This is a genomic window from Pseudomonas fluorescens (assembly GCF_001902145.1).
In the GTDB taxonomy this organism is placed as follows: domain Bacteria; phylum Pseudomonadota; class Gammaproteobacteria; order Pseudomonadales; family Pseudomonadaceae; genus Aquipseudomonas; species Aquipseudomonas fluorescens_BV.
This window is the reverse complement of record NZ_MRST01000024.1, coordinates 177,990-200,067: the sequence shown is the minus strand read 5'-3', so window position 1 is coordinate 200,067 and position 22,078 is coordinate 177,990. Positions and strand designations below refer to the sequence as shown.

The window sequence follows — 22,078 nt, the reverse complement described above, 5'->3', positions numbered from 1 at the left end:
TGACCTATGTCACCCGTAGAAAACACATAAAGTAACAAATCTGACAGCGGACACGACAGGGAATAGCTAACACGCGCAAATGCAAAGCATTACCATTCGCGCAAATTTTCCTGCCCAATCTGTTGGATAACCCCCATGCCCACCCCTTGCCTGACGCCCATCGCCCTTGGGCTCTCCATGCTGCTGTCTGCCGGTTTTGCCTGTGCGACTACGGTATTGCCCGAGACCTCGATCAATGCCGAAGCAGACGAAGACGACCCACGGGTCAAGGAGACCAGCACCGCCACACGCACCGCGACGGCTGTTCGCTACGTGCCCCAGGCGATCGACTCAGTCAAAACCGAAAGCCTGCGTTCCTATGGCACCAACGACCTGGGCCAGGCGTTGAGCGGTATCCCCAACGTCAGCAGCGGCGCCGATACACGCTTCGACAGCCTGCGCATACGCGGTTTCGACGCCAGCAATGACTTCTATCTGGATGGCATTCGCGACGACAGCCAGTACGTACGTGATCTGCATAACATCGAGCGTATCGAAGTACTCAAGGGACCGGCCGCCGTGCTTTACGGGCGAGGCGGCCAGGGTGGGATCGTCAACCGGGTGAGCAAACTGCCCACCCCAGGGCAAAAGTCGAGCATCGAAGCCCAAGGCGGCAGCAACGATTTGCGCAGCCTGTATGCCGACCTGAGTACCGACCCCACCGATAACATCAGCCTGCGCCTGAACATGGGCAACCAGGACAACAACAGTTTCCGCGATGGCGTGAGCGGCAACCGCCAGTTGTTCGCGCCGTCGATGAGCTGGCAGCTCACTCCCGAGCTGAACTGGCTGGTGCAATACGAATACAGCCGCTACAACCGCACCCCAGACCGTGGCATCCCTGGCGTCAACGGGCGCCCGGCGGATGTGAGCCGCAGCACCACTTACTTTGATCACGGCGATTACATCGACGATAAGTCCCAGTCCCTGCGTTCCAGACTCGCCTACGAGCTCAACGCCGACTGGCAACTGCGCCACACCCTCGGCGTGTTCAAGCTCGACAGTGATTTCGACAATACCTACCAGACCGGCTATGACCCGAAAACCAACACCGTCAGCCGCCAACACTGGCAGCAGGACCTGACCACCCGCAATGTGTTCAACAACCTGGAGCTGGAAGGCGGTTTCGACACCTTTGGCCTGGAACACCGCCTGCTCACCGGTATTGAGCTGGGCAGCCAGCGCCGTGATCCGAAGCTGTACTCCGCTCGGGATGGCAAGACGGTGCCGAGCCTAGACCTCAACCAACCCAATCGCCGCCTGAGCCACACCGGGAGCATGAGACTGTCGAGCAACAACCACACCGAAGTCGAAAGCCGCGCCCTGTACGTGCAGGACCAACTGCGCCTGAATGACCAGTGGCAACTGCTGGGCGGGCTGCGTTACGACCGCTTCGAAGTGGACACCACCAACAAGCTGCTCGACATCCAACAGAACGTGAAGAGCCACAGCACCAGCCCGCGCGTCGGCCTGGTGTGGACGCCCCTGGAGCATCACTCGTTCTATGCCTCGTGGAGCAAGACCTTCACACCAGCCGGCGGCGGCCTGATCGGCATCACGCCGAACGCCGCCGGCAACGTCAATGACCTGAGCCCTGAGCTGACCAAGCAAAAGGAAATCGGCGTGAAGAGCGACTGGTTCGATGAGCGCCTGAGCACCACCCTGGCTGTGTACGAGCTGGAACTCTACAACCGCCGCACCAGCGACCCGCTGGACCGCACCATTACCCTGCTCACCGGCGAGCAACGCTCACGCGGCGTGGAGCTGACCGCCACCGGCAAGATCGTCGACAACTGGTATGTGCGCGGCGGCGTGGGCCTGCAGGACGCCAAGGTCGAGAAGGACAACAATGGCTTTGAGGGCAAACGAATCAGCGACGTGGCCAAGCGCAACGCCAGCCTGTTCATCACCTGGAAACCGGAGATGGGTTGGTACGCGGAAACCGGTTTGACCCTGGTGGGCGATCGTTACGCCGACAACCTCAACACCGTGGTACTGCCAGGTTATGGCCGCTGGGACGCGCTGGCCGGGTTCCGTCAGAAAGAATGGGACGTGCGGGCAGCACTGAACAATATCGCCGACAAACACTACTACGCCTCGGCGACCAGTGTGGCGCAGATTCAACCGGGAGAGCCACGAAGCCTGGTGGTCACCGGTACCTACAGCTTCTGACATTCCTCATGTGAAACAAAGCTTGTGTGGGAACTGGCTTGCCTGCAATTGCGGGGGCCTGCTCCCACACTGGTTATGTATTGCCCACAAAATCAGCGTCTGGCGCAGATCCCTGTGGGAGCGGGCTTGCCCTAATGCCGTTCAGTTAAGCGTATATCGCCCTCTGTAGGAGCGAGCTTGCTCGCGAAAAACGTCAACGATAACGCGTGTTTACTGATAGAACGCGGCGCCTGTGAGTTTTTCGCGAGCAAGCTCGCTCCTACAAAAAGCCTTAACTGAACGGCATTAGGGCTTGCCCGCGAAAGCGGCGTGCCAGTCACCGAATCTTCAACTGAACCACCGCCTTCGCAGGCAAGCCAGCTCCCACAGTTGGTTTTAGGTGTTCTTTAGTTACTCATCAACTCGCACAACGCCTGCACTTCATCCTCCGTGAACAACCCCACCGGGTAGCGCTCACTCATCACGCTGCGCAAATCAGGCAATTGCCTGACCTGTCGCGAGCCGTTGGCCTTCAACCAAAGCGCCAGCGCATGGATCGCGTCACCGTCGACCCGCAAAGGGTGGAACGTACGCGTGTTCATCAGGTGGACATCGGCATTCATTTCAGCGCTCTCTCCTGCTGCGTGAGCGGCTAACTTACTCAAGGTTTGTGACAGAACTGCGCGGTCACTCCCCTTGGGCCACTGTAACCACAGCGATACAAGAGCTATGCCAATGTGCCCTGTTCACCGGCATACAGGCATGAAAAAGCCCGCGACCGGGCTGGGTCGCGGGCTTGCGGGGAACACTGCAAAGGCGCAGTGCTCGCACGCCATCAAGGCGCTGTTACAACTGCACTCACTTTCGCTGCGGGGCTGGCTGCTGTTGGGTCAGGCAATGGATATTGCCCCCACCCAGTAACAATTCGCGGCCCGGCACCATCACCACTTCATGCTGTGGGAACAGGTTCTGCAGGATTTGCTTGGCCTGGTCGTCCAACGGGTCATTGAAACTCGGGGCGATGATGCCGCCGTTGACGATCAGGAAGTTGACGTAGGAACCGGCCAACCGCACGGTCGGATTACGCTCCTGGCTGCCGTCTACCAGATCCACCCCAGCGCACTCTTCCTCGGTGGCGTACAGCGGACCCGGGATCGGCATTTTATGCACGATGAACGAGCGGCCCTGGGCATCGGTGCTGCTTTGCAGCACGTCCATGGCTGCGTGGCAGCGTGGGTAGTTCGGGTCTTGCGGGTCATCGGTCCAGGCCAACAGCACTTCGCCCGGGCGCACGTAGCAGCAGAAGTTATCCACATGGCCGTCGGTTTCGTCGTTGAACAGACCATCCGGTAACCAGATGATCTTATCCACAGCCAGGTTATCGCTGAGCACCGTCTCAATGGCCGCACGATCAAGGTGCGGGTTGCGGTTGCGGTTCAACAGGCATTCTTCGGTAGTGATCAGGGTGCCTTCGCCGTCGACATGAATCGAACCGCCTTCAAGCACGAACCCTTCAGTACGATAACGCGGTGCGCGCTCCATCTCGAGGATCTTGCCTCCCACCTGGGAATCGCGGTTCCACGGCGAATACAGGCCGCCGTCAAAACCACCCCAGGCGTTGAAGTCCCAGTTCACACCCCGTACTTCACCACTGCCGTTGATCACGAAAGTGGGGCCGGTGTCCCGGACCCAGGCGTCGTCATTGGACATTTCCACCAGACGGATATTGGGTACGTCCAGCCGGGCACGGGCGTTTTCGTACTGGCCGGCGGAAACCGCGACGGTCACCGGCTCAAACCGCGCGATGGCCTTGGCCACCGCCACATGGGCCGCCTGCGCAGGCTTGCCGCCCAGGCGCCAGTTGTCTGGGCGCTCGGGCCAGATCATCCAGGTCTGGGTCTGGGGCGCCCATTCGGCAGGCATGTGGAAGCCATCGGCGCGAGGCGTGCTGTGCAAGGTGGTCATGGCGATCAGGGCTCCGAATGGGGTGAAGGGCAACTTTATAATGGATAAAAATCGGCTTTAACAGACAAAAAACATGATAGGTGCTCGGGTCTGCAAAAAATAGCCGATAACAATCGATAAATCATAGCTGCTCATCCAGCACTTTCGACAGCATGTCCACAAAGAAGTCCACGCTGCGCCTGGACGTCACCATCGGCGGCTTGATCTTGAGGATATTCAGATAATCACCGGTAGGCTGCATGAAAATCCCCAGCTCCCGCAGCCGGTCACACAACAAGGCGGTTTCTGCAGTCGCAGGTTCGAGGGTCTGGCGATCACGCACCAGTTCAAGGCCCAGATAGAAACCCGAACCGTGCACGGCACCGACGAGTGGATGGCGATCGATCAATTCCTCCAGCCGGGCCTTGAAATGCCCACCTACCACTTGGGCGTTTTCCCACAGTTTTTCCTCTTCCATCACATCCAGCACCGCCATGCCGATCCGGCAACTGACCGGGCTGCCTCCTGATGAGGAGAAGAAGTAACCCTCGGCTTCCAGCGCCTCGGCAATTTCTCGGCGGGTGATCACCGCACCCAACGGCTGGCCGTTGCCCATGCCTTTGGCCATGGTGATGATGTCGGGCACTACACCCTGCTGTTCAAACCCCCAGAAAAAATGCCCCATGCGGCCGTAACCTACCTGCACCTCATCGGCGATGCACACGCCACCCTGGGCACGCACCAAGCCATACACCTGTTGCAAGTAACCCGGCGGCAGGGAGATGCCGCCGGCATTGCCGTACACCGGCTCACAGATGAACCCGGCCAATTGACGCTGGCTCGCGGCGATTTTCGCCAGGTTATGCTCCACGCTTCGTACATAGTCCGGCGCGCTGTCCGGCCCGCGGAACTCACCGCGGTAGGTATTGGGTGCGGTCACCGGGTGCACCCAATCCGGGCGGCTGCTCAAGGCCTGGGGGTTATCGGCAATCGACGTGGACACGGCATCCGCCGCCACCGACCAGCCGTGATAGGCCTCCAGCACGCTGAGCATGTCGCGCCCGCCGCTGTAGGCCCAGGCCAAACGAATCGCCAGGTCATTGGCTTCAGTGCCGCTGTTGACCAGGAACACCCGGTCCATGCCCTCCGGCGCCAACGCCAGCAGGCGCTCGGAGAACTCGGCAACCGCCGCGTAGTGAAACCGCGAGTTGGTGTTGAGCAACGACCACTGCCGAGCCGCCACTTCAGCCATGCGCGGGTGGCCATGGCCCAGCACGGCCACGTTGTTGAGCATGTCGAGGTAGGATCGGCCCTGCATATCGATCAGGTGGTTACGCCAGCCCCGCTCGATACGCGGTGGGTCGGCGTAGTAGTGCTTCTGGGAGCGGGCAAAGCTGGCATCACGCCGGGCCAGCAGGGCCTCTGGGTCCAGTTCCGGCTCCGCATCACAGGCCAGGCCCAACAGCGCTGCGGGTGAAGGGCACAACGCCTGCCACGCCAACGCCCGGGAAGGTGTGCAGAACAGCGGTGGCTCAAGGTCGGCGCGGCACAACTGCACGGTCAACGGCGCATGAACCTCGCCCAGCACCTGCCCTTTGACCAACGTTGCGCCCGGCTTGAGTGATGTGCGCACGCCCCACAGGCGCAGGCTCAGGCCGCTGACGTGCAAACACAGCAAGCCGTCGGTACCTTCGCGCAGCATTCCCGCAAAGGGTGCTTCCAGCACCGTGCCGTGGGGCAGATGCAGTTCGACATGCAGGGGGAAGGTCTCGGGCTCTAGCGCACTGTCGGGGCGGGTGCGCGACAAGCGGTATTGCCCATAACGACTGGCCGCCAGCCCATGCACCGTCGCCGCTTGATCCAGCAAGCGCCGATCTATGCCGGGAGTCTCCCAATTGCCAGCCTCGAAATGCGGGCTGAGTACGCCCAGGTCGATCAGCGCAAACTCGCGTCCCACCAAGCCTGGCAATAAAGGCGCGAAGTCTTGGATGGCGACGGGCGGTAATGTTTTGCTGACGCTGCGCAGAATCGCCGCGTGCATGAGTTCAAAGGACACCGACGTGGCGATATGGAAGATTTCCCACTCGTGTTCGGCGTTTTTCTTTAGATAAACGTTATCCGGGTCCAGGCGTTGCTGCTGCTCACTGCTGAGCACCAACACCGCCGCGCGAGCGACGATCAACGGCCACAACACCTCCAGCTCTTCGCGCTGCAACGGCGTGACCGCGTGGCAGGCCTGGATCGCCGGCAAGAGGGCAAAGGGATCACCGTCGGCATGGTGCAACAGCGCCGCGCAGGTCACCGACAGGTCAGCAATCCTCCAGGTACGCACCAGATCGCCAAAATCAATCACGCCTTGTATACGCCAGTGCCGCTGGGCACCACGCTGCCACACCACGTTGTCATCGGTGATGTCCATGTGCACCGCTTGCCAGGGCAGGTGTGCCGCCAACGGCTGGACATGCGCCTCGACCTGCCTGGCCACCTGCTCCAAAGCAGCGCGCTGCGGCAGGTCGGGCAAGGTTGCCAGCAGGTGGGTGATCAATGCTTGCGCGTGGCGCGGGTCCCATTGCAGGGTGCGCGCAAGGCCAGGGTGCTCGAAACCTGCGAGCGCGAGGCTCATCTGCCCGCACAACTCACCAAAGCCCTCGATCACGGTGCGACTCAGGTGGGGTAAATGCGTCAGGGGCTGGCCGTCGATGTAGTCCAATAGCCGCAGGTGCAGGGTTTGGCCATCGACGTTGACCGTCAGCAACTCTTCGCCCTCCACGGTCTGGATGACCTTGGGCACGCGCAGGCCGGGATGCGTGCCCAGGCTGTTGAGGGCCGCGTGCTGGGCCTGGAGTTCAACCGCGGCGTAGTCACCTCGGCAGATCTTCAGAACGAAGCGGCCCCGAGTGCTGTCAATTCTATAGTTGAGATCTTGTTGACTGCCCAATGAGCGTAATTTGCCCGTCATTCCATAATGTCGCTCGAGCAGGTGTGCTGCCTGCTCGGGGGTTACTTGTGGGCAAGGCAAGCTGGCACGGTGGGTCAACGTGGCTAACGACATTGTGACGACCTTTGTTTTTTCAAGCGTCTATATCGCCATTGTTCTGTGGCGTTAATCAACCCCTTCTGCTCACGGTGCTTGCGCCAGCCCGATTCACAACTCAAGCTATGCTACTTTCGCCCAGTGTCCGTCTAAGGAAAAGGCCCTCGACATGCGCATTCTCATCACCGGCGGTGCCGGATTTATTGGCTCGGCCCTGATCCGGCACTTGATTCAACACACTGAGCATGAAGTGCTCAACCTGGACAAGCTGACTTACGCCGGCAACCTTGAGTCGCTGGCCAGCATTGCGTCCAACAGTCGCTATGAGTTTGTCCAGGCCGATATCATCGACCAAGCCACCGTCAGCGCCGTGCTCGCACGCTTCGAACCCGATGCGATCATGCACTTGGCGGCCGAGTCCCATGTCGACCGTTCCATTGACGGCCCGTCGGATTTTATCCAGACCAACATCGTCGGCACCTACAGCCTGCTGGAAGCCACGCGCGCCTATTGGCAGAAGCTGGCAGAGCCGGCAAAAAGCGCGTTCCGTTTCCACCACATCTCCACTGATGAGGTGTATGGCGACCTGCACGGCGTGGACGACCTCTTCACCGAAACCACGCCTTACGCCCCCAGCTCGCCTTATTCCGCGAGCAAGGCAGCGTCCGACCACCTGGTACGCGCCTGGCAGCGCACCTATGGCCTGCCGGTGCTGTTGACCAACTGCTCGAACAATTACGGGCCGTTCCATTTCCCCGAAAAATTGATCCCGCTGGTGATTCTCAACGCCCTGGCGGGCAAGCCACTGCCGGTGTATGGCGATGGTTTGCAGGTACGTGACTGGCTGTTTGTCGAGGATCATGCCCGTGCGCTGCTCACAGTGGTCACCACTGGGGTTGTGGGCGAGACCTACAATATCGGCGGCCACAACGAACAGAAGAACATCGACGTGGTACGTGGCATCTGCGCCCTGCTGGAAGAACTGGCGCCACAACGCCCAGCCAACGTGGAGAAATTCACTGACCTGATCACCTTCGTCAAGGATCGCCCAGGCCACGACCAACGCTACGCCATCGACGCCAGCAAGATCGAACGCGAACTGGGCTGGGTCCCGGAAGAAACCTTCGAGACCGGCCTGCGCAAAACCGTACAGTGGTACCTCGATAACCTGGAATGGTGCCGCAGGGTCCAGGACGGCAGTTATCAGGGGGAACGATTGGGCAACACCGACTTGAAGGATCTAATCGCATGATGAAGGGAATTGTATTGGCTGGCGGCTCCGGCACGCGCCTACACCCCATTACGTTGGGAGTGTCCAAACAGCTGTTGCCGGTGTATGACAAGCCGATGATCTACTACCCGATATCCGTGCTGATGCTCGCAGGCATCAAGGACATTCTGGTAATTTCCACTCCGGTAGACCTACCGCAGTACCGAAACCTGCTGGGAGATGGCAGCCAGTTTGGCGTGCGTTTCACGTATGCCGAACAGCCTTCCCCGGATGGGCTGGCTCAAGCATTTATCATTGGCGAAGAGTTCATCGGTGATGACGCGGTGTGCCTGATTCTGGGGGACAACATCTTCCACGGCCAGCATTTTGGCGATCAGTTACGCACCGCAGCCGAGCGCTCCTCGGGCGCTACTGTTTTCGGCTATTGGGTGAAAGACCCGGAGCGTTTCGGTGTGATTGATTTCGATAAAGAGGGTCGCGCCCTTTCCATCGAAGAAAAACCGGCAAAACCCAAGTCACCGTATGCCGTGACCGGCCTGTACTTCTACGACAACGACGTGATCAAGATCGCCAAGGCGGTCAAGCCTTCGCCACGCGGCGAGCTGGAGATCACCGACGTCAACAATGCCTACCTTCAGCGTGGCGATCTGCACGTTGAACGCTTCGGCCGTGGGTTCGCCTGGCTCGACACCGGCACCCATGACAGCCTGCTAGAAGCCTCGACCTACGTTCAGACCATCGAGCACCGCCAAGGCTTGAAAGTGGCCTGCCTGGAAGAGATCGCCTATGAAAACGGCTGGATCGATCGTGATTATCTGCTGGAGCGCGCCAAGTACTTTGGCAAGACCGGCTACGGCCAATACCTCTACTCGCTTGCCGGAGAGACCCAGTGAATGTAGTTGAAACCACACTACCCGGCGTACTGATCCTCGAGCCAAAGGTATTCGGCGACGAACGCGGTTTCTTCTACGAAAGTTTCAATGCGCGTGCCTTTGAAGCGGCCACCGGGCTCAAGCGTAATTTCGTGCAGGATAATCACTCACGCTCGCAAAAAGGCGTGCTGCGGGGTTTGCACTATCAGCTTGAACACACTCAAGGCAAGCTGGTGCGTGTCACCTACGGTGAAGTGTTGGACGTAGCGGTCGACATCCGTCGCAGCTCACCCAACTTTGGCCAGTGGGTGGGTGTCCGCTTGTCGGCACAGAACCATCGCCAACTCTGGGTGCCGGAAGGCTTCGCCCACGGTTTCGTGGTGTTGAGTGAGTACGCAGAGTTCCTGTACAAAACTACCGACTACTACCAGCCAAGCGCCGAGCGCAGCATTCTCTGGAATGACCCGACGCTGGCCATCGACTGGGAGCTGGCCGAACCGCCGCAACTCTCCGCCAAGGATCAGGTCGGCAAACTGCTGATGGAAGCTGACCTGTTCCCATGAAAATCCTCATCACCGGCCAACACGGCCAAGTCTCCCAGGAGCTGCAACAGCGGCTCAAGGGCCTGGGCGAACTCCTCGTCCTGGGCCGCGACCAGCTTGACCTGGCAGACGCAGACCTTATCCGCCAGCAAGTGCGCACCCATCGCCCTGACCTGATCATCAACGCGGCGGCCCACACCGCCGTCGATCTGGCCGAGAGCGAGCCGGACGCTGCGTTCGCCATCAATGCCATCGCCCCCGGCATCCTCGCCGAAGAAGCCAAGGCCCTGGGCATCCCGCTGATTCACTACTCGACCGACTACGTGTTCGACGGCACCAAACCTGCCCCGTACACCGAAAGCGACACGCCGAACCCATTGGGTGTCTACGGCCAGAGCAAGCTGGCGGGTGAGCGGGCGATTGCGGCTGCAGGCGGCGAGTACCTGATCTTGCGCACCAGTTGGGTCTATTCGAGCCACGGCAAGAACTTCCTGCTGACCATGCAGCGCCTCCTGCAGGAAAAACCGCAGATGCGCATCGTGGCCGACCAGATCGGTGCGCCGACCTGGGCCGGGACTATCGCCAACAGCACCCGCGTGCTGATCGAGCAGTGGCAGGCCGGTAAGGCAGGGGATTGGGGTGTTTACCACCTCACTGCCCAAGGTGAAACTTCATGGTTCGGCTTTGCCCAAGCCATTGGCGAGCAACTGCGCGCCGAGGGCAAGGCCTGCGCCGAGCTGGAGCCGATCCCTTCCAGCGCCTACCCGACCCCCGCCAAGCGCCCGCTGAACTCGCGCCTGGACTGCACCCGCCTGCAACAGCAATGGCACGTCAGCCAGCCACAGTGGCAAGACGCATTGCACGAGTGTCTTGCACAGCAGCACTAGGCATAATGCGCCTGTACCCACAGGCGCGACTTCCATGACCCCACCCCTTGCGCGAAGACCCCGCTGGCGCAGCCTCGCACTGCTGGCTCTGTGCCTGGCGCCGCTGTTGTGGCCGCTGGAGCATTTGGCCGAGCGCTATTACCGCAGCGAGCTGGCCGGGCAAAACCGCCAGACCCTCGACCTCTACGTCGCCAACTTGCTGGGCACCCTGCACCGCTACGAAATACTGCCGCAGATCCTCGGGGACTTACCGGCCCTGCGCACGGCATTGGACGCGCCCCACGTCAGCACGCACCTGGTCAATGCCAACCAGTTGCTCAAGGATGTCGCCGCCCAGGCCGGGGTAGAGGTGATGTATCTGATGGACACCACCGGCAAGACCCTCGCCGCGTCCAACTGGGACAAACAAGACAGCTTTGTGGGGCGCAACTTCTCCTTCCGTCCGTATTTCAGCGAAGCCATGGCCGGGCGCCTCGGCCGGTTCTTCGGCCTGGGCACCACCTCGGCCAAACGCGGCTACTTCTTCGCCGCCGCGGTGCGTGACGGCAATACCGTCATCGGGGTGCTGGTGGTGAAGGTCGACCTGGATCACACCGAAAGCCTATGGGGCAATACCCCAGAACAGTTGCTGGTCACCGACCACAACGGCGTGGTGATCCTCACTTCGCGCCCGCAATGGCGATTCCGCGCCACTCGGCCACTGACCGCCGAAGAACGCCAGGCCATCATCGCTATCCAGCCCTACCCCACCCGGGACCCGCAGCCGCTGAGCCTGAGCAGCAGCGCTTGGCTGCGCCAGTCCACGGCTATCGCCGAGACCGGCTGGAACGTGGAAATTCTCGCGCCGCGCTCGCTGATCAACCGTCCGGTGCGCACGGTCGTCGCCGTGGGCGGCGCCACCTTATTGGTGCTGATGCTGTTGCTGGGGTTACTGATGCAGCGCCGCCGGCACTACCTGGAACGCATCGCCTTCGAAGCCAAGGCCCGCCGCGAGTTGGAAATGCGCGTGGCAGAGCGTACCAGCGACCTGGAGGGCCTTAACCGGCGCCTTAAACAGGAAGTGCTGGAGCGCGAGCATGCCCAGCAAGAACTGGTGCGCGCCCAGGACGATTTGGTCCAAGCCGGTAAACTCTCGGCGCTGGGCACCATGTCGGCGAGTATCAGCCATGAATTGAATCAACCACTGGCGGCGATTCGCAGCTATGCCGAAAACGCCGAGATCCTGCTCGACCATGAGCGCACCAACGATGCCCGCGGCAACCTCAAGCTGATCAGCGAATTGACCGGGCGCATGGCCTCGATCATCGCCCACCTGCGCGCCTTCGCCCGCCGTGACCGTCACGCGCCGGAGAGCGTAGCCCTGCAACCGGCACTGGATGACGCCCTGGCGTTGTTGGCCAAGCGGCGGCGTTCGATGGAAGTGGAATTGATCCGCGACCTGCCGGAGGCGACCTTGTGGGTGCAGGCCGGTGAAACCCGCCTGCGCCAGGTGCTGGGTAACTTGCTGGCCAATGCCCTGGATGCCCTCACCGAAAAAGGCCCGCCGCGCAAACTCTGGCTGAGTGCCGAAACCACGCCCCATGGCGTCAACTTGTATATTCGCGACAACGGCCCGGGCTTTTGCATGGAAGCTCTGGGCCGCGCCAGCGAGCCGTTCTACACCACCAAGACGCGCACCCAGGGCCTGGGCCTGGGCCTGGCGATCTGCGACACCCTGATGCGCGCCTTCGGTGGCGAACTGTTGTTCGCCAACCACAAGGAGGGCGGCGCGCTGTTAACCTTGAAATTGCGTGCCGGTTCGCCGGGCGTCAGTCTGCAACCGTCCGAGGACCGCAGTGTATGAGTATCGACAACTCGATTCAGGTGGTATTGATCGACGACGATCCACACCTGCGTCAGGCCCTGTGCCAGACCCTGGACCTGGCCGGCCTGAAAGTCCTGCCCCTGGGAGAAGCCAACGGGCTCACCGCACGCCTGTCCCGTGACTGGCCGGGCGTGGTGGTCAGCGACATTCGCATGCCCGGCATGGACGGCCTGGAACTGCTGACTGAATTACACGGCCAGGACCCCGACCTGCCGGTGCTGCTGATCACCGGCCACGGCGATGTACCGCTGGCAGTGCAGGCCATGCGTGCCGGCGCCTATGACTTCCTGGAAAAACCCTTCGCCAGCGACGCGCTGCTCGACAGCGTGCGCCGGGCACTGGCCCTGCGCCGGCTGGTGCTGGACAACCGCAGCCTGCGCCTGGCCCTCAGCGACCGCCAGCAACTCAGTACGCGCCTGGTAGGGCACTCGCCACAGATGTTGCGCCTGCGCGAGCAAATCGGTGCGCTGGCCGCGACCAAGGCCGATGTGTTGATCCTCGGCGAGACCGGCGCTGGCAAGGAGGTCGTCGCCCGCGCCCTGCACGACCTCTCAAGCCGACGCAGCGGCCCGTTTGTCGCGATCAACGCCGGGGCACTGGCGGAATCGGTGGTGGAAAGCGAACTGTTCGGCCATGAACCCGGCGCGTTTACCGGCGCGCAAAAGCGTCGCATCGGCAAGTTCGAGTTTGCCAATGGCGGCACGCTGTTTCTGGATGAAATTGAAAGCATGAGCCTGGATGTACAGGTCAAGTTGCTGCGCCTTTTACAGGAGCGCGTAGTGGAACGCCTGGGTGGCAATCAGCTGATCCCGCTGGATATCCGCATTATCGCCGCCACCAAAGAAGACCTGCGCCAGGCCGCCGACCAGGGTCGTTTCCGTGCCGACTTGTATTACCGCCTCAATGTGGCGCCGTTGCGCATTCCGCCCTTGCGTGAGCGGGGAGAGGATGCGCTGATGCTGTTCCAGCACTTCGCCGACGAGGCCAGCAGCCGCCACGGCCTGCCCTTGCACGAACTGCAACCGGGCCAACGTGCGTTGTTGCTGCGCCACAGCTGGCCGGGCAATGTGCGGGAGCTGCAAAACGCCGCGGAGCGTTTCGCCCTCGGCCTGGAGTTGGCCCTGGATAACACCCAGGATCACCCCGCCGCCGGCGTGCTGACCTCCACGCCCGGAGGCCTGAGCGAGCAAGTCGAACAGTTCGAAAAAAGCCTGATCGCCGCCGAACTGACCCGCCCCCACAGCTCCGTGCGCAGCCTCGCCGAAGCCCTGGGCGTGCCGCGCAAAACCTTGCACGACAAACTGCGCAAACACGGCCTGAACTTCGCCGACAGTGCCAGCCAGAGCGCCGATGACGAATGACATCGTCCACCTACAAAGAGGCCGCCATGAGCCGTGATAGCCGTTACCTGGAATCCATCCTTCACCACGACATCCCACTCACCCGGGAAATGGGCCTCAGGGTGCTCGACTGGCAGCACGACCAACTGCAACTGCACCTGCCCTTGCAGGCCAATATCAACCACAAGAGCACCATGTTTGGCGGCAGCCTCTACTGCGGCGCGGTGCTGGCGGGTTGGGGTTGGCTGCACCTGAAGCTGCGTGAAGCCGGGATTGAAGACGGGCATATCGTGATTCAGGAGGGGCAGATCAGCTATCCGCTGCCGGTGACCCAGGACGCGACAGCCATTTGCGCGGCACCGGATGAAAAGATTTGGAAGCGCTTTGTGGCGACCTATCAGCGCTATGGGCGGGCGCGGTTGGCGCTGGAGACGTGGATTGTGAATGAAGGCAGTGCAGAGCGTGCCGTCGTCTTTACCGGCCAATACGTCTTGCATCGCTAGCAGCCACTGCCAGCGCCCTGTAGGAGCGAGCTTGCTCGCGAAAAACGCCAACGATAACGCAGCGCTCTCAGATTTTTCGCGAGCAAGCTCGCTCCTACATGGGTGTTAAGATCTGGCCAGGGTCAACAGCCGCTCACGCCACGCTGCCTTGGCTGGCAACGCCAGGAAGAACGGATTTAGCAGCGACTCCCGCGCCGGGTAGCTGAACGGCTTGCCATTCAACTCCAATACTTCACCCCCCGCCCCTTCCAATACACCCTGGGCCGCTGCGGTATCCCACTGCGAAGTCGGCGCCAGGCGCGGATAGCAATCGGCACTGCCCTCGGCCAGCAAACAAAACTTCAACGAGCTGCCGATATTCGCCAGTTTCAACTCGCCCAAGCCTTCACTGAGGCCATTCAGCAGGCGCTCCTGCTCAGGGCTGGTATGACGACGGCTGGCCACCACTGTAAAGGCCTCGCCCGAGGCCGGGGCCTGGCGTACTTGAATCTGCTTGGGCGCTGCATTGACGTCCGAGCGCCATGCCCCCAGGCCCGCGCCGCCGAAGTAGCAACGGCCAGTGGTCGGTATCGACACCACGCCGAACACCACGCGGCCCTGTTCGATCAATGCAATATTTACGGTGAATTCTTCGCTACCAGAAATGAATTCCTTGGTGCCATCCAGAGGGTCCACCAACCACCAACGATGCCAGCCGGCACGCACACTCTGATCGATATCGGCGTCCTCTTCGGACAACACAGGAATGCTCGGGTCCAGCGCGGTCAGGCCTGCGAGAATCAGATGGTGGGCAGCCAGGTCGGCAGCCGTCACGGGAGAATCATCCGCCTTGGAGGTCACGGCTACCTCGGCACGCCAGTATGGCAGGATGGCTTCACCCGCCTGCCGAGCCAGTTCAATGACCGGTGCGATAAACGGGTGGCCTAAAAACAGTTCGCTCATGCGGTGAACGCTCCACGCTGGGTCAACAGGTCTCTTACCAGATACAGCGCAGCCAGGGCGCGACCTTCGCTGAACTGCTCGTTTTGCGCCAGCGCCGACAGCTCACGCAGGTTGACCCGGTCTACCCGCATTGGTTCGGGTTCATCACCTTCAAGACGCTCTTCGTAGAGATCGGTAGCCAACACCACCTGGATCTTCTGGCTCATATAGCCAGGCGACAATGACAGCTCGGTGATGTGCTCCAACTGCCGTGCACCGTAGCCGGCTTCTTCCTTGAGTTCGCGGTCTGCCGCTGCAAGCACGTCTTCGCCAGGCTCGATCAGGCCTTTGGGCAACGACAATTCATACTCGTCAGTGCCGCCGCAGTATTCTTCCACCAGCACTGCATGATCTTCATCGATCATCGCCACAATCATCACGGCGCCATAGCCCGTGCCACGCCCGACAAGACGCTCATAGGTCCGCTCAACGCCATTGGAAAAGCGCAATTGCACTTCCTCCACGCGGAACAAACGGCTACTGGCGACTATTTCGCGGGCGAGGACAGTGGGTTTCTGGCGCATAAACGGCTCCTTGGCGTGATCGGGTTACTATACCGTGGCTTTTCCGATTGTCTGTGTCGGATATTTTTACTTACATGAGACCCCACCATGCCCTCTCTGCCCTGGCACGCCATCGACACTGTCCTGCTGGACATGGACGGCACCCTGCTCGACCTGCATTACGACAACCACTTCTGGATGGAACACCTGCCGCAACGCTATGCCGAACTGCACGGTGTAAGCCGAGCCATGGCCGAGATGGAGTTGCAACCGCTGTTCGAGCGTAACGCCGGACAGTTGCAATGGTATTGCCTGGATTTCTGGAGCGCCGAGCTCAAGATCCCGGTGCGCGAGCTCAAGTTGGAAACCGCCCACCTGATTGCCTTGCGTCCGGATGCCGATACGTTCCTGGCGGCGATCAAACAGGCCGGCAAGCGCGTGATCATGATCACCAACGCTCATCGTGATTCGCTGTCATTGAAGTTGGAGCGCATTGAACTGGCGCCGTATTTCGAGCGATTGATCAGCTCTCACGACTACGGCTTTCCCAAGGAAAACCCGCAATTTTGGGAGGCCTTGCAAGCGGATATCCACTTTGACCCGGCCCGTAGCCTGTTTATAGATGACACTTTGCCGATCCTGCGCAGCGCCCGGGATTTCGGCGTGGGACATTTACTGGCAGTGAAAGAACCTGATAGCAAAAAAGGCTCAAAGGACACCGCAGAATTTGCAGCCGTCGGGGATTATCGAGAACTCATTGCCGGGCTTATGTAGGAGCGAGCTTGCTCGCGAAAAACGTCAACGATAACGCGTGCTTCCTGGATAAACGCGGTGCCTGTGAGTTTTTCGCGAGCAAGCTCGCTCCTACAAAAGGGCGAGCTTGCTCATTTTATCCTGCGTATTACTCAGGGATGCGCAGTGTCTGGCCTGGGTAGATCTTGTCCGGGTGCGACAACAGTGGCTTGTTAGCCTCGAAAATCTTGTTGTACTTATTCGCGTCGCCATAGACCGTTTTAGAGATTGCGCTGAGAGTGTCACCGCTTTTCACAACAACAAAGCGTGAAGCCACCACGACTGGACCACTGACAGTAATCTGGTCATCCACACTTGCCACGCCGGCAATGTTGCCCAGAGCCAACAGGATCTTTTCTTTCTCTTCCTGCGTGGCCACTTCACCGGTCACCGTGACCTTGTCGCCATCCACCGTGGTCTGCACGTTTGGATTACCCAGGCCCACCTTGCTCACATGCTCCTTCAACTGCTCACTGGCGTTCGCATTACCCGGCGTCAACAGATCGATCAACTTCTCGCCGGCTTCCTTAACAAAGCTTAATAGACTCATGGTGCGCTCTCCTTGGGGTTTATTTGTCAGATGCCCAAGACTAGACCAGTCCTGCCGACTTGGGTTCCAGACTGGCTAAAGACTCAAAAGTATCCCAATCACCCCTGCCTGGAATAAGCCTGACGAGAACGCGGGTGAACCTTGATCGACGCCCTCTATCAATAGATCAATACTGGCGATTAGACGCGACCCTTTGTCGCGCCTAGTCTAATCACTGATCAATCCGCCGGTGGTACTGCCCCATGAACGCCAAGCGCCCTCACTGCGCGGCGCCCGCTCTCGAATCGACCGCGCCCGTCGCCAGCCAGAGCTATCACTATTGCAATCTTGAACACACTGAAGTCGCCAGCACTGCGCTGGCCGAAGAAGTGGCGTTGGCGATTGCCTACAACGACATCAGCCAGGCGGTGATGCTGGTGACGCCTACGGACTTGGAAGACTTCATTGTAGGTTTCAGCCTCGGCAGCGGCATTATCACCGAAGTTAACGACATTTATGACCTGAAAATCAGCGGTTCAGGCGCAGCCCAGTACGCCCAGGTGCAGGTTTCCAGCCGTGCGTTCTGGAACCTCAAGCAGCAACGCCGCCAATTGGCGGGCACCAGCGGCTGCGGCCTGTGTGGCGTGGAAGCGGTAGAGCAAGCATTGCCCGACCTCCAGGTACTGCCCGGCGCGCCCTTGCCGCCGGCGCAGTGGCTCGACGGCCTGCGCCAGCGTATCAGCGCATTCCAACCCCTGGGCCAGCACAGCGGCGCCGTGCATGCGGCGGTGTTTATGAACGGCCAGGGCGAATTGTTGATGAGCCGCGAAGACATCGGCCGGCATAACGCCCTGGATAAGTTGATTGGCGCGTTGATCCGCCAAAAGATTCCGACCGACGGCGGCCTGGCGATTGTTACCAGCCGCTGCAGCCTTGAATTGATTCAGAAAGTATTGCGCGCGGGCATCCAGACCCTGGTCAGCCTGTCGTCGCCCACCGGCCTGGCCTTGCAATGGGCACGCCGGCACAACCTCAACCTCATCCACCTGCCGCAAAAAAGCGCGCCACGGGTCTATAGCCCTGCGATGGAGCACCAGCCATGAGCCTTCACCACCAAGCCGACCAGACCCCAACCCCACGCTACAAGCCCTACAAAGGCCCAGCCGGTGGCTGGGGCGCCCTGATCAGTGTGGCGCAAGCCTGGCTGACCAGCGACAACGCCCTGAAAAACCTGCGCATGATGCTCAAGACCAACCAGAACGGTGGCTTCGACTGCCCGGGCTGTGCCTGGGGCGACTCGCCGGAAAGCGGCATGGTCAAGTTCTGCGAAAACGGCGCCAAGGCGGTCAACTGGGAAGCCACCAAGCGCCGCGTCGATGCGGCCTTCTTCGCCAAGCACAGCGTCACGGCGCTGCTGGAGCAAAGCGACTACTGGCTGGAGTACCAGGGCCGCCTGACCGAGCCGATGCGCTATGACGCCGAGACCGATCGCTACCTGCCCATCAGTTGGGATGCAGCGTTCGACCTGATCGGCAAGCACCTCAACGCGCTGCCCAGCCCGAACATGGCCGAGTTCTACACCTCAGGCCGCGCCAGCAATGAAGCCGCCTACCTGTACCAGCTGTTTGTACGCGCCTATGGCACCAACAACTTCCCGGACTGCTCGAACATGTGCCACGAAGCCAGCGGCGTAGCCTTGGCGCAGAGTGTCGGCGTGGGCAAAGGTACCGTGACCTTTGATGACTTCGAACATGCCGATGCCATTTTCGTCTGGGGCCAGAACCCTGGCACCAACCACCCACGCATGCTCGAGCCTCTGCGTGAAGCGGTGAAACGCGGCGCTCAGGTAGTGTGTATCAACCCGCTGAAAGAGCGCGGCCTGGAGCGCTTCCAGCATCCGCAACATCCGCTGGAAATGCTCACCAACGGCGACAAGCCGACCAACACCGCCTACTTCCGCCCGGCGCTGGGTGGCGATATGGCTATCTTGCGGGGCATGGCCAAGTTCCTGCTGCTGTGGGAACGCCAAGCCCTGGCCGAAGGCAAGGAAGCGGTGTTCGACCACGACTTCCTCAATGAGCACACTGCCAACGTCCTGGAATACCTGGGTCAGATCGACGACACCTCGTGGGAGGAGATCGTCGAGCAGTCCGGCCTGACCCTGGTGGAGATCGAGCAAGCGGCACGCATGTACGCCAAAGGCAAGAATGTGATCATGTGCTGGGCGATGGGGATTACCCAGCACCGCCACTCGGTGCCGACCATCCAGGAAATCGCCAACCTGATGCTGCTGCGCGGCAATATCGGCCGCCCAGGTGCCGGGCTGTGCCCGGTGCGTGGCCACAGTAACGTGCAGGGCGACCGCACCATGGGCATCAACGAACGCCCACCGGTGGCGTTTCTGGACGCGCTGGAGCGTCGTTTCCAGTTCCAGGTGCCGAGAGAAAACGGCCACAACGTGGTGGAAGCGATTCACGCCATGCTTGAAGGCCGCTCCAAAGTCTTTATCGGCCTGGGCGGCAACTTTGCCCAAGCCACGCCAGACAGCACGCGCACCTTTGAAGCGCTGCGAAATTGCGACCTGACCGTGCAGATCAGCACCAAGCTCAACCGCAGCCACCTGATGCACGGTAAAGATGCGTTGATCTTGCCGTGCCTGGGCCGCACCGACATAGACATCCAGGCGGACGGCCCGCAAGCGGTGACGGTGGAAGACTCGTTCAGCATGGTCCACGGCTCCAACGGCCAACTGCAACCTCTGTCGAAACTGATGAAGTCCGAGCCGGCGATCCTGGCGGGCATTGCTGCCGCCACCCTGGGCAGCAAGCCCGTGGATTGGAACTGGCTGGTGGCCGACTACGGGCGCATCCGCGACCTGATCGCCGACACCATCCCAGGCTTCAAGGACTTCAACGAGAAGATCAAACATCCAGGCGGCTTCTATCTGGGCAACTCCGCCGGCGCACGCCGCTGGAACACTCCATCAGGTCGCGCCAACTTCCGCCCGAACATTTTGCCCAAAGACCTGATCCACGAGCGCACCCACGCCACGGGCCGGGTGCCGGACCTGATCATGCAGTCAATGCGCTCCCATGATCAGTACAACACCACCATCTACGGCCTGGACGACCGTTATCGCGGGGTCAAAGGCCAGCGTGACGTGCTGTTCGTCAACGAAGCCGACATCATCCGCCTGGGCTTCAAGCCGGGGCAGAAGGCGGACATCGTGTCGCTGTGGGAAGACGGTCGTGAGCGCCGCGTGAAAGGCTTTACGCTGCTGGCATTTGATATTCCGGCGGGGCAGGCGGCGGCTTACTACCCGGAAGTGAACCCGTTGGTGCCGCTGGAAAGCACTGGCGACGGTAGCCATACGCCGACGTCCAAGTTTGTTGCGATTCGCTTGGAAGCGGCGAGTGACAATGGGTTGATCATGGCGCGCTCGGCCTGACTTGATCCGAGATGCGTGCTGCTTGAACTACCGCTTTCGCGGGCAAGCCCGCTCCCACACTGGGATGGGTTCACAATTACAACTATGTGAACCGATCTAATGTGGGAGCTGGCTTGCCCGCGAAGAGGCCAGCACATTCACCGCATATTCTGCAGGCACAAAAAAGGCCGCTGTTGCATAAAAGCGGCCGTTCCGAAGTAGCTAAAGACCCGTAAAAACGACTTAAGTTCCCCATACAAAACAGCAGCTTAGCAAATTGTATACAACCTGTGCCGCCGGTCGGATTTCGATTGTCAGCGACCCGATACAACCTCAGGATCGCGCCGTCATCCCTTGAGGTTTCCCTGAATGAAGTTCTCCTCGATTCTCTTGTTGTCCCTTGGCCTGGTCAGTGGCGCAGCCATGGCAGGCGGCACCACCGAAGCCGGTGTAGGCGGCGCATTGGGTGGGGTTCTAGGTTCCGTTGTCGGCCAGCAGCTGGGCGGCAACACCGGTTCGACCATCGGCGCGGCCCTCGGCGGCGCAGGCGGTAGTGCAGTCGGCGCCGACAAACGTAGCCGTGGCGAAGCAGCCATTGGTGGCGCACTGGGCGCAGCCGGCGGTAACGTCGTAGGGCGCAGCGTTGGCGGCAGCACCGGCGCACTGATCGGCTCCGCGGCCGGCGGTGGCGCGGGCGGCGCGCTAGGCAACTACATGGGTAACGAAAGTGATCGCGACAGCCGCCATTACCGCGATCGCGACCGTGACGACCGTCGCTACTACCGCGATGGCCACCCAGGTCGCGGCCATGCCTATGGGCATCGCAAGAACAAGCATCGTTATCGCGACTGATAAACCCGCGCTCTGACGAACACATCCGATGTGGGAGCCGGGCTTGCCCGCGATAGCAGTGAATCAGGTTTAGACGTACTGCCTGATACAGCGCCATCGCGGGCAAGCCCGGCTCTCACATTTGGTCTGAGCTGCTTGTAGGTTCGTCAAACCACCAAGCGCTGCATCGCCTCGCGCAACATCCCCGGAATCGGCACTGGCTGGTTCGAGGCTCGGTCCACAAAGACATGGACAAAGCGCCCCGCCGCACACGCCTCCTGCTCGCCCGCCTTGAATACCGCCAGCTCATACTGCACCGAGCTATTGCCCAGCTTGCCCACCCGCAGACCGACCTCAATGCGCTCGGGAAAAGCGATCGAGGCGAAGTAATCGCAGGCCGAACTCACCACAAACCCCACCACCTCACCGTCATGAATATCCAGCCCGCCCTGTTCGATCAGGTAGGTATTAACGGCTGTGTCGAAGAAGCTGTAATAAGTGACGTTATTCACATGGCCGTAGGCATCGTTGTCGTGCCAACGCGTGGTGATCGGTTGGAAGTGGCGGTAGTCGTCGCGCACAGGCGTTGAGTCAGGCATCGGCAAGTC

General features: G+C 60.7%; 19 protein-coding genes. 12 read left to right on the top strand and 7 right to left on the bottom strand.

What is annotated here, in order from left to right; translation table 11 throughout:
• Positions 1-135 precede the first annotated feature (135 nt).
• A complete protein-coding gene (locus tag BUE92_RS14855) occupies positions 136-2,211 on the top strand; it encodes a TonB-dependent receptor (protein WP_073524601.1) in 2,076 nt (691 codons plus the stop codon).
• A gap of 386 nt (positions 2,212-2,597) precedes the next feature.
• On the opposite strand, the gene BUE92_RS14850 is transcribed toward BUE92_RS14855, so the two are convergent.
• The 3 genes from BUE92_RS14850 to BUE92_RS14840 all read right to left on the bottom strand — a co-directional run bounded on the left by BUE92_RS14850 (position 2,598) and on the right by BUE92_RS14840 (position 7,186).
• Complete coding sequence (locus tag BUE92_RS14850; protein ID WP_073524598.1) at positions 2,598-2,813, bottom strand: hypothetical protein; 216 nt, start codon at positions 2,811-2,813, stop codon at positions 2,598-2,600.
• 235 nt (positions 2,814-3,048) lie between these two features.
• Positions 3,049-4,155 (bottom strand): agmatine deiminase, encoded by a 1,107-nt coding sequence (aguA, locus tag BUE92_RS14845; protein ID WP_073524596.1) that lies wholly within the window; start codon positions 4,153-4,155, stop codon positions 3,049-3,051.
• A gap of 121 nt (positions 4,156-4,276) precedes the next feature.
• Entirely contained in the window at positions 4,277-7,186 is a 2,910-nt protein-coding gene (locus BUE92_RS14840; protein ID WP_073524594.1) for an aminotransferase, read from the bottom strand.
• A 151-nt stretch (positions 7,187-7,337) separates the two neighbouring features.
• Between BUE92_RS14840 and rfbB the strand changes: the two genes are divergently transcribed.
• From rfbB to BUE92_RS14805, 7 genes are read left to right on the top strand one after another with little or no spacing between them, the layout of a single operon-like run.
• The gene (gene rfbB / locus BUE92_RS14835; RefSeq protein ID WP_073524592.1) at positions 7,338-8,420 is read left to right on the top strand and encodes a dTDP-glucose 4,6-dehydratase; all 1,083 of its coding nucleotides are present in this window, start codon (positions 7,338-7,340) and stop codon (positions 8,418-8,420) included.
• A complete protein-coding gene (gene rfbA / locus BUE92_RS14830; protein ID WP_003187717.1) occupies positions 8,417-9,292 on the top strand; it encodes a glucose-1-phosphate thymidylyltransferase RfbA in 876 nt (291 codons plus the stop codon). The genes rfbB and rfbA overlap by 4 nt, the downstream gene beginning before the upstream one ends.
• A complete protein-coding gene (gene rfbC / locus BUE92_RS14825; RefSeq protein ID WP_047712353.1) occupies positions 9,289-9,834 on the top strand; it encodes a dTDP-4-dehydrorhamnose 3,5-epimerase in 546 nt (181 codons plus the stop codon). The genes rfbA and rfbC overlap by 4 nt, the downstream gene beginning before the upstream one ends.
• The gene (gene rfbD, locus BUE92_RS14820) at positions 9,831-10,700 is read left to right on the top strand and encodes a dTDP-4-dehydrorhamnose reductase (protein WP_073524589.1); all 870 of its coding nucleotides are present in this window, start codon (positions 9,831-9,833) and stop codon (positions 10,698-10,700) included. Before rfbC ends, rfbD begins: the two co-directional genes overlap by 4 nt.
• Positions 10,701-10,734: 34 nt before the next feature.
• The gene (locus BUE92_RS14815; RefSeq protein WP_073524587.1) at positions 10,735-12,543 is read left to right on the top strand and encodes a sensor histidine kinase; all 1,809 of its coding nucleotides are present in this window, start codon (positions 10,735-10,737) and stop codon (positions 12,541-12,543) included.
• The gene (locus BUE92_RS14810) at positions 12,540-13,925 is read left to right on the top strand and encodes a sigma-54-dependent transcriptional regulator (RefSeq protein WP_073524584.1); all 1,386 of its coding nucleotides are present in this window, start codon (positions 12,540-12,542) and stop codon (positions 13,923-13,925) included. Before BUE92_RS14815 ends, BUE92_RS14810 begins: the two co-directional genes overlap by 4 nt.
• 26 nt (positions 13,926-13,951) lie before the next feature.
• Positions 13,952-14,407: a thioesterase domain-containing protein gene (locus tag BUE92_RS14805; RefSeq protein WP_034125508.1), complete on the top strand. Its 456-nt coding sequence runs from the start codon at positions 13,952-13,954 to the stop codon at positions 14,405-14,407.
• A 105-nt stretch (positions 14,408-14,512) separates the two neighbouring features.
• On the opposite strand, the gene cysQ is transcribed toward BUE92_RS14805, so the two are convergent.
• Positions 14,513-15,349, bottom strand: coding sequence for a 3'(2'),5'-bisphosphate nucleotidase CysQ (cysQ, locus tag BUE92_RS14800; protein ID WP_073524582.1), 837 nt, complete (start codon positions 15,347-15,349; stop codon positions 14,513-14,515).
• A complete protein-coding gene (nudE, locus tag BUE92_RS14795; RefSeq protein ID WP_014716485.1) occupies positions 15,346-15,912 on the bottom strand; it encodes an ADP compounds hydrolase NudE in 567 nt (188 codons plus the stop codon). The genes cysQ and nudE overlap by 4 nt, the downstream gene beginning before the upstream one ends.
• Positions 15,913-15,999: 87 nt before the next feature.
• On the opposite strand from nudE, the gene yrfG reads away from it, so the two are divergent.
• Positions 16,000-16,665: a GMP/IMP nucleotidase gene (yrfG, locus tag BUE92_RS14790; RefSeq protein WP_034125505.1), complete on the top strand. Its 666-nt coding sequence runs from the start codon at positions 16,000-16,002 to the stop codon at positions 16,663-16,665.
• Positions 16,666-16,792: 127 nt separating this feature from the next.
• Here the strand turns inward: yrfG and lysM are convergent, their stop codons facing one another.
• Entirely contained in the window at positions 16,793-17,233 is a 441-nt protein-coding gene (gene lysM, locus BUE92_RS14785) for a peptidoglycan-binding protein LysM (protein ID WP_056782626.1), read from the bottom strand.
• Between the two features lie 242 nt (positions 17,234-17,475).
• Here lysM and fdhD point away from each other — a divergent pair, with 242 nt between their 5' ends.
• From fdhD to BUE92_RS14770, 3 genes are all read left to right on the top strand, one after another.
• Positions 17,476-18,315: a formate dehydrogenase accessory sulfurtransferase FdhD gene (fdhD, locus tag BUE92_RS14780; protein ID WP_073524580.1), complete on the top strand. Its 840-nt coding sequence runs from the start codon at positions 17,476-17,478 to the stop codon at positions 18,313-18,315.
• Positions 18,312-20,660, top strand: a complete 2,349-nt coding sequence (locus BUE92_RS14775; protein WP_073524577.1) for an FdhF/YdeP family oxidoreductase — start codon at positions 18,312-18,314, stop codon at positions 20,658-20,660. The genes fdhD and BUE92_RS14775 overlap by 4 nt, the downstream gene beginning before the upstream one ends.
• A gap of 348 nt (positions 20,661-21,008) precedes the next feature.
• Complete coding sequence (locus BUE92_RS14770; protein ID WP_034125502.1) at positions 21,009-21,491, top strand: glycine zipper domain-containing protein; 483 nt, start codon at positions 21,009-21,011, stop codon at positions 21,489-21,491.
• Between the two features lie 146 nt (positions 21,492-21,637).
• Here the strand turns inward: BUE92_RS14770 and BUE92_RS14765 are convergent, their stop codons facing one another.
• Positions 21,638-22,069: an acyl-CoA thioesterase gene (locus BUE92_RS14765; RefSeq protein WP_073524576.1), complete on the bottom strand. Its 432-nt coding sequence runs from the start codon at positions 22,067-22,069 to the stop codon at positions 21,638-21,640.
• Positions 22,070-22,078: the final 9 nt, after the last annotated feature.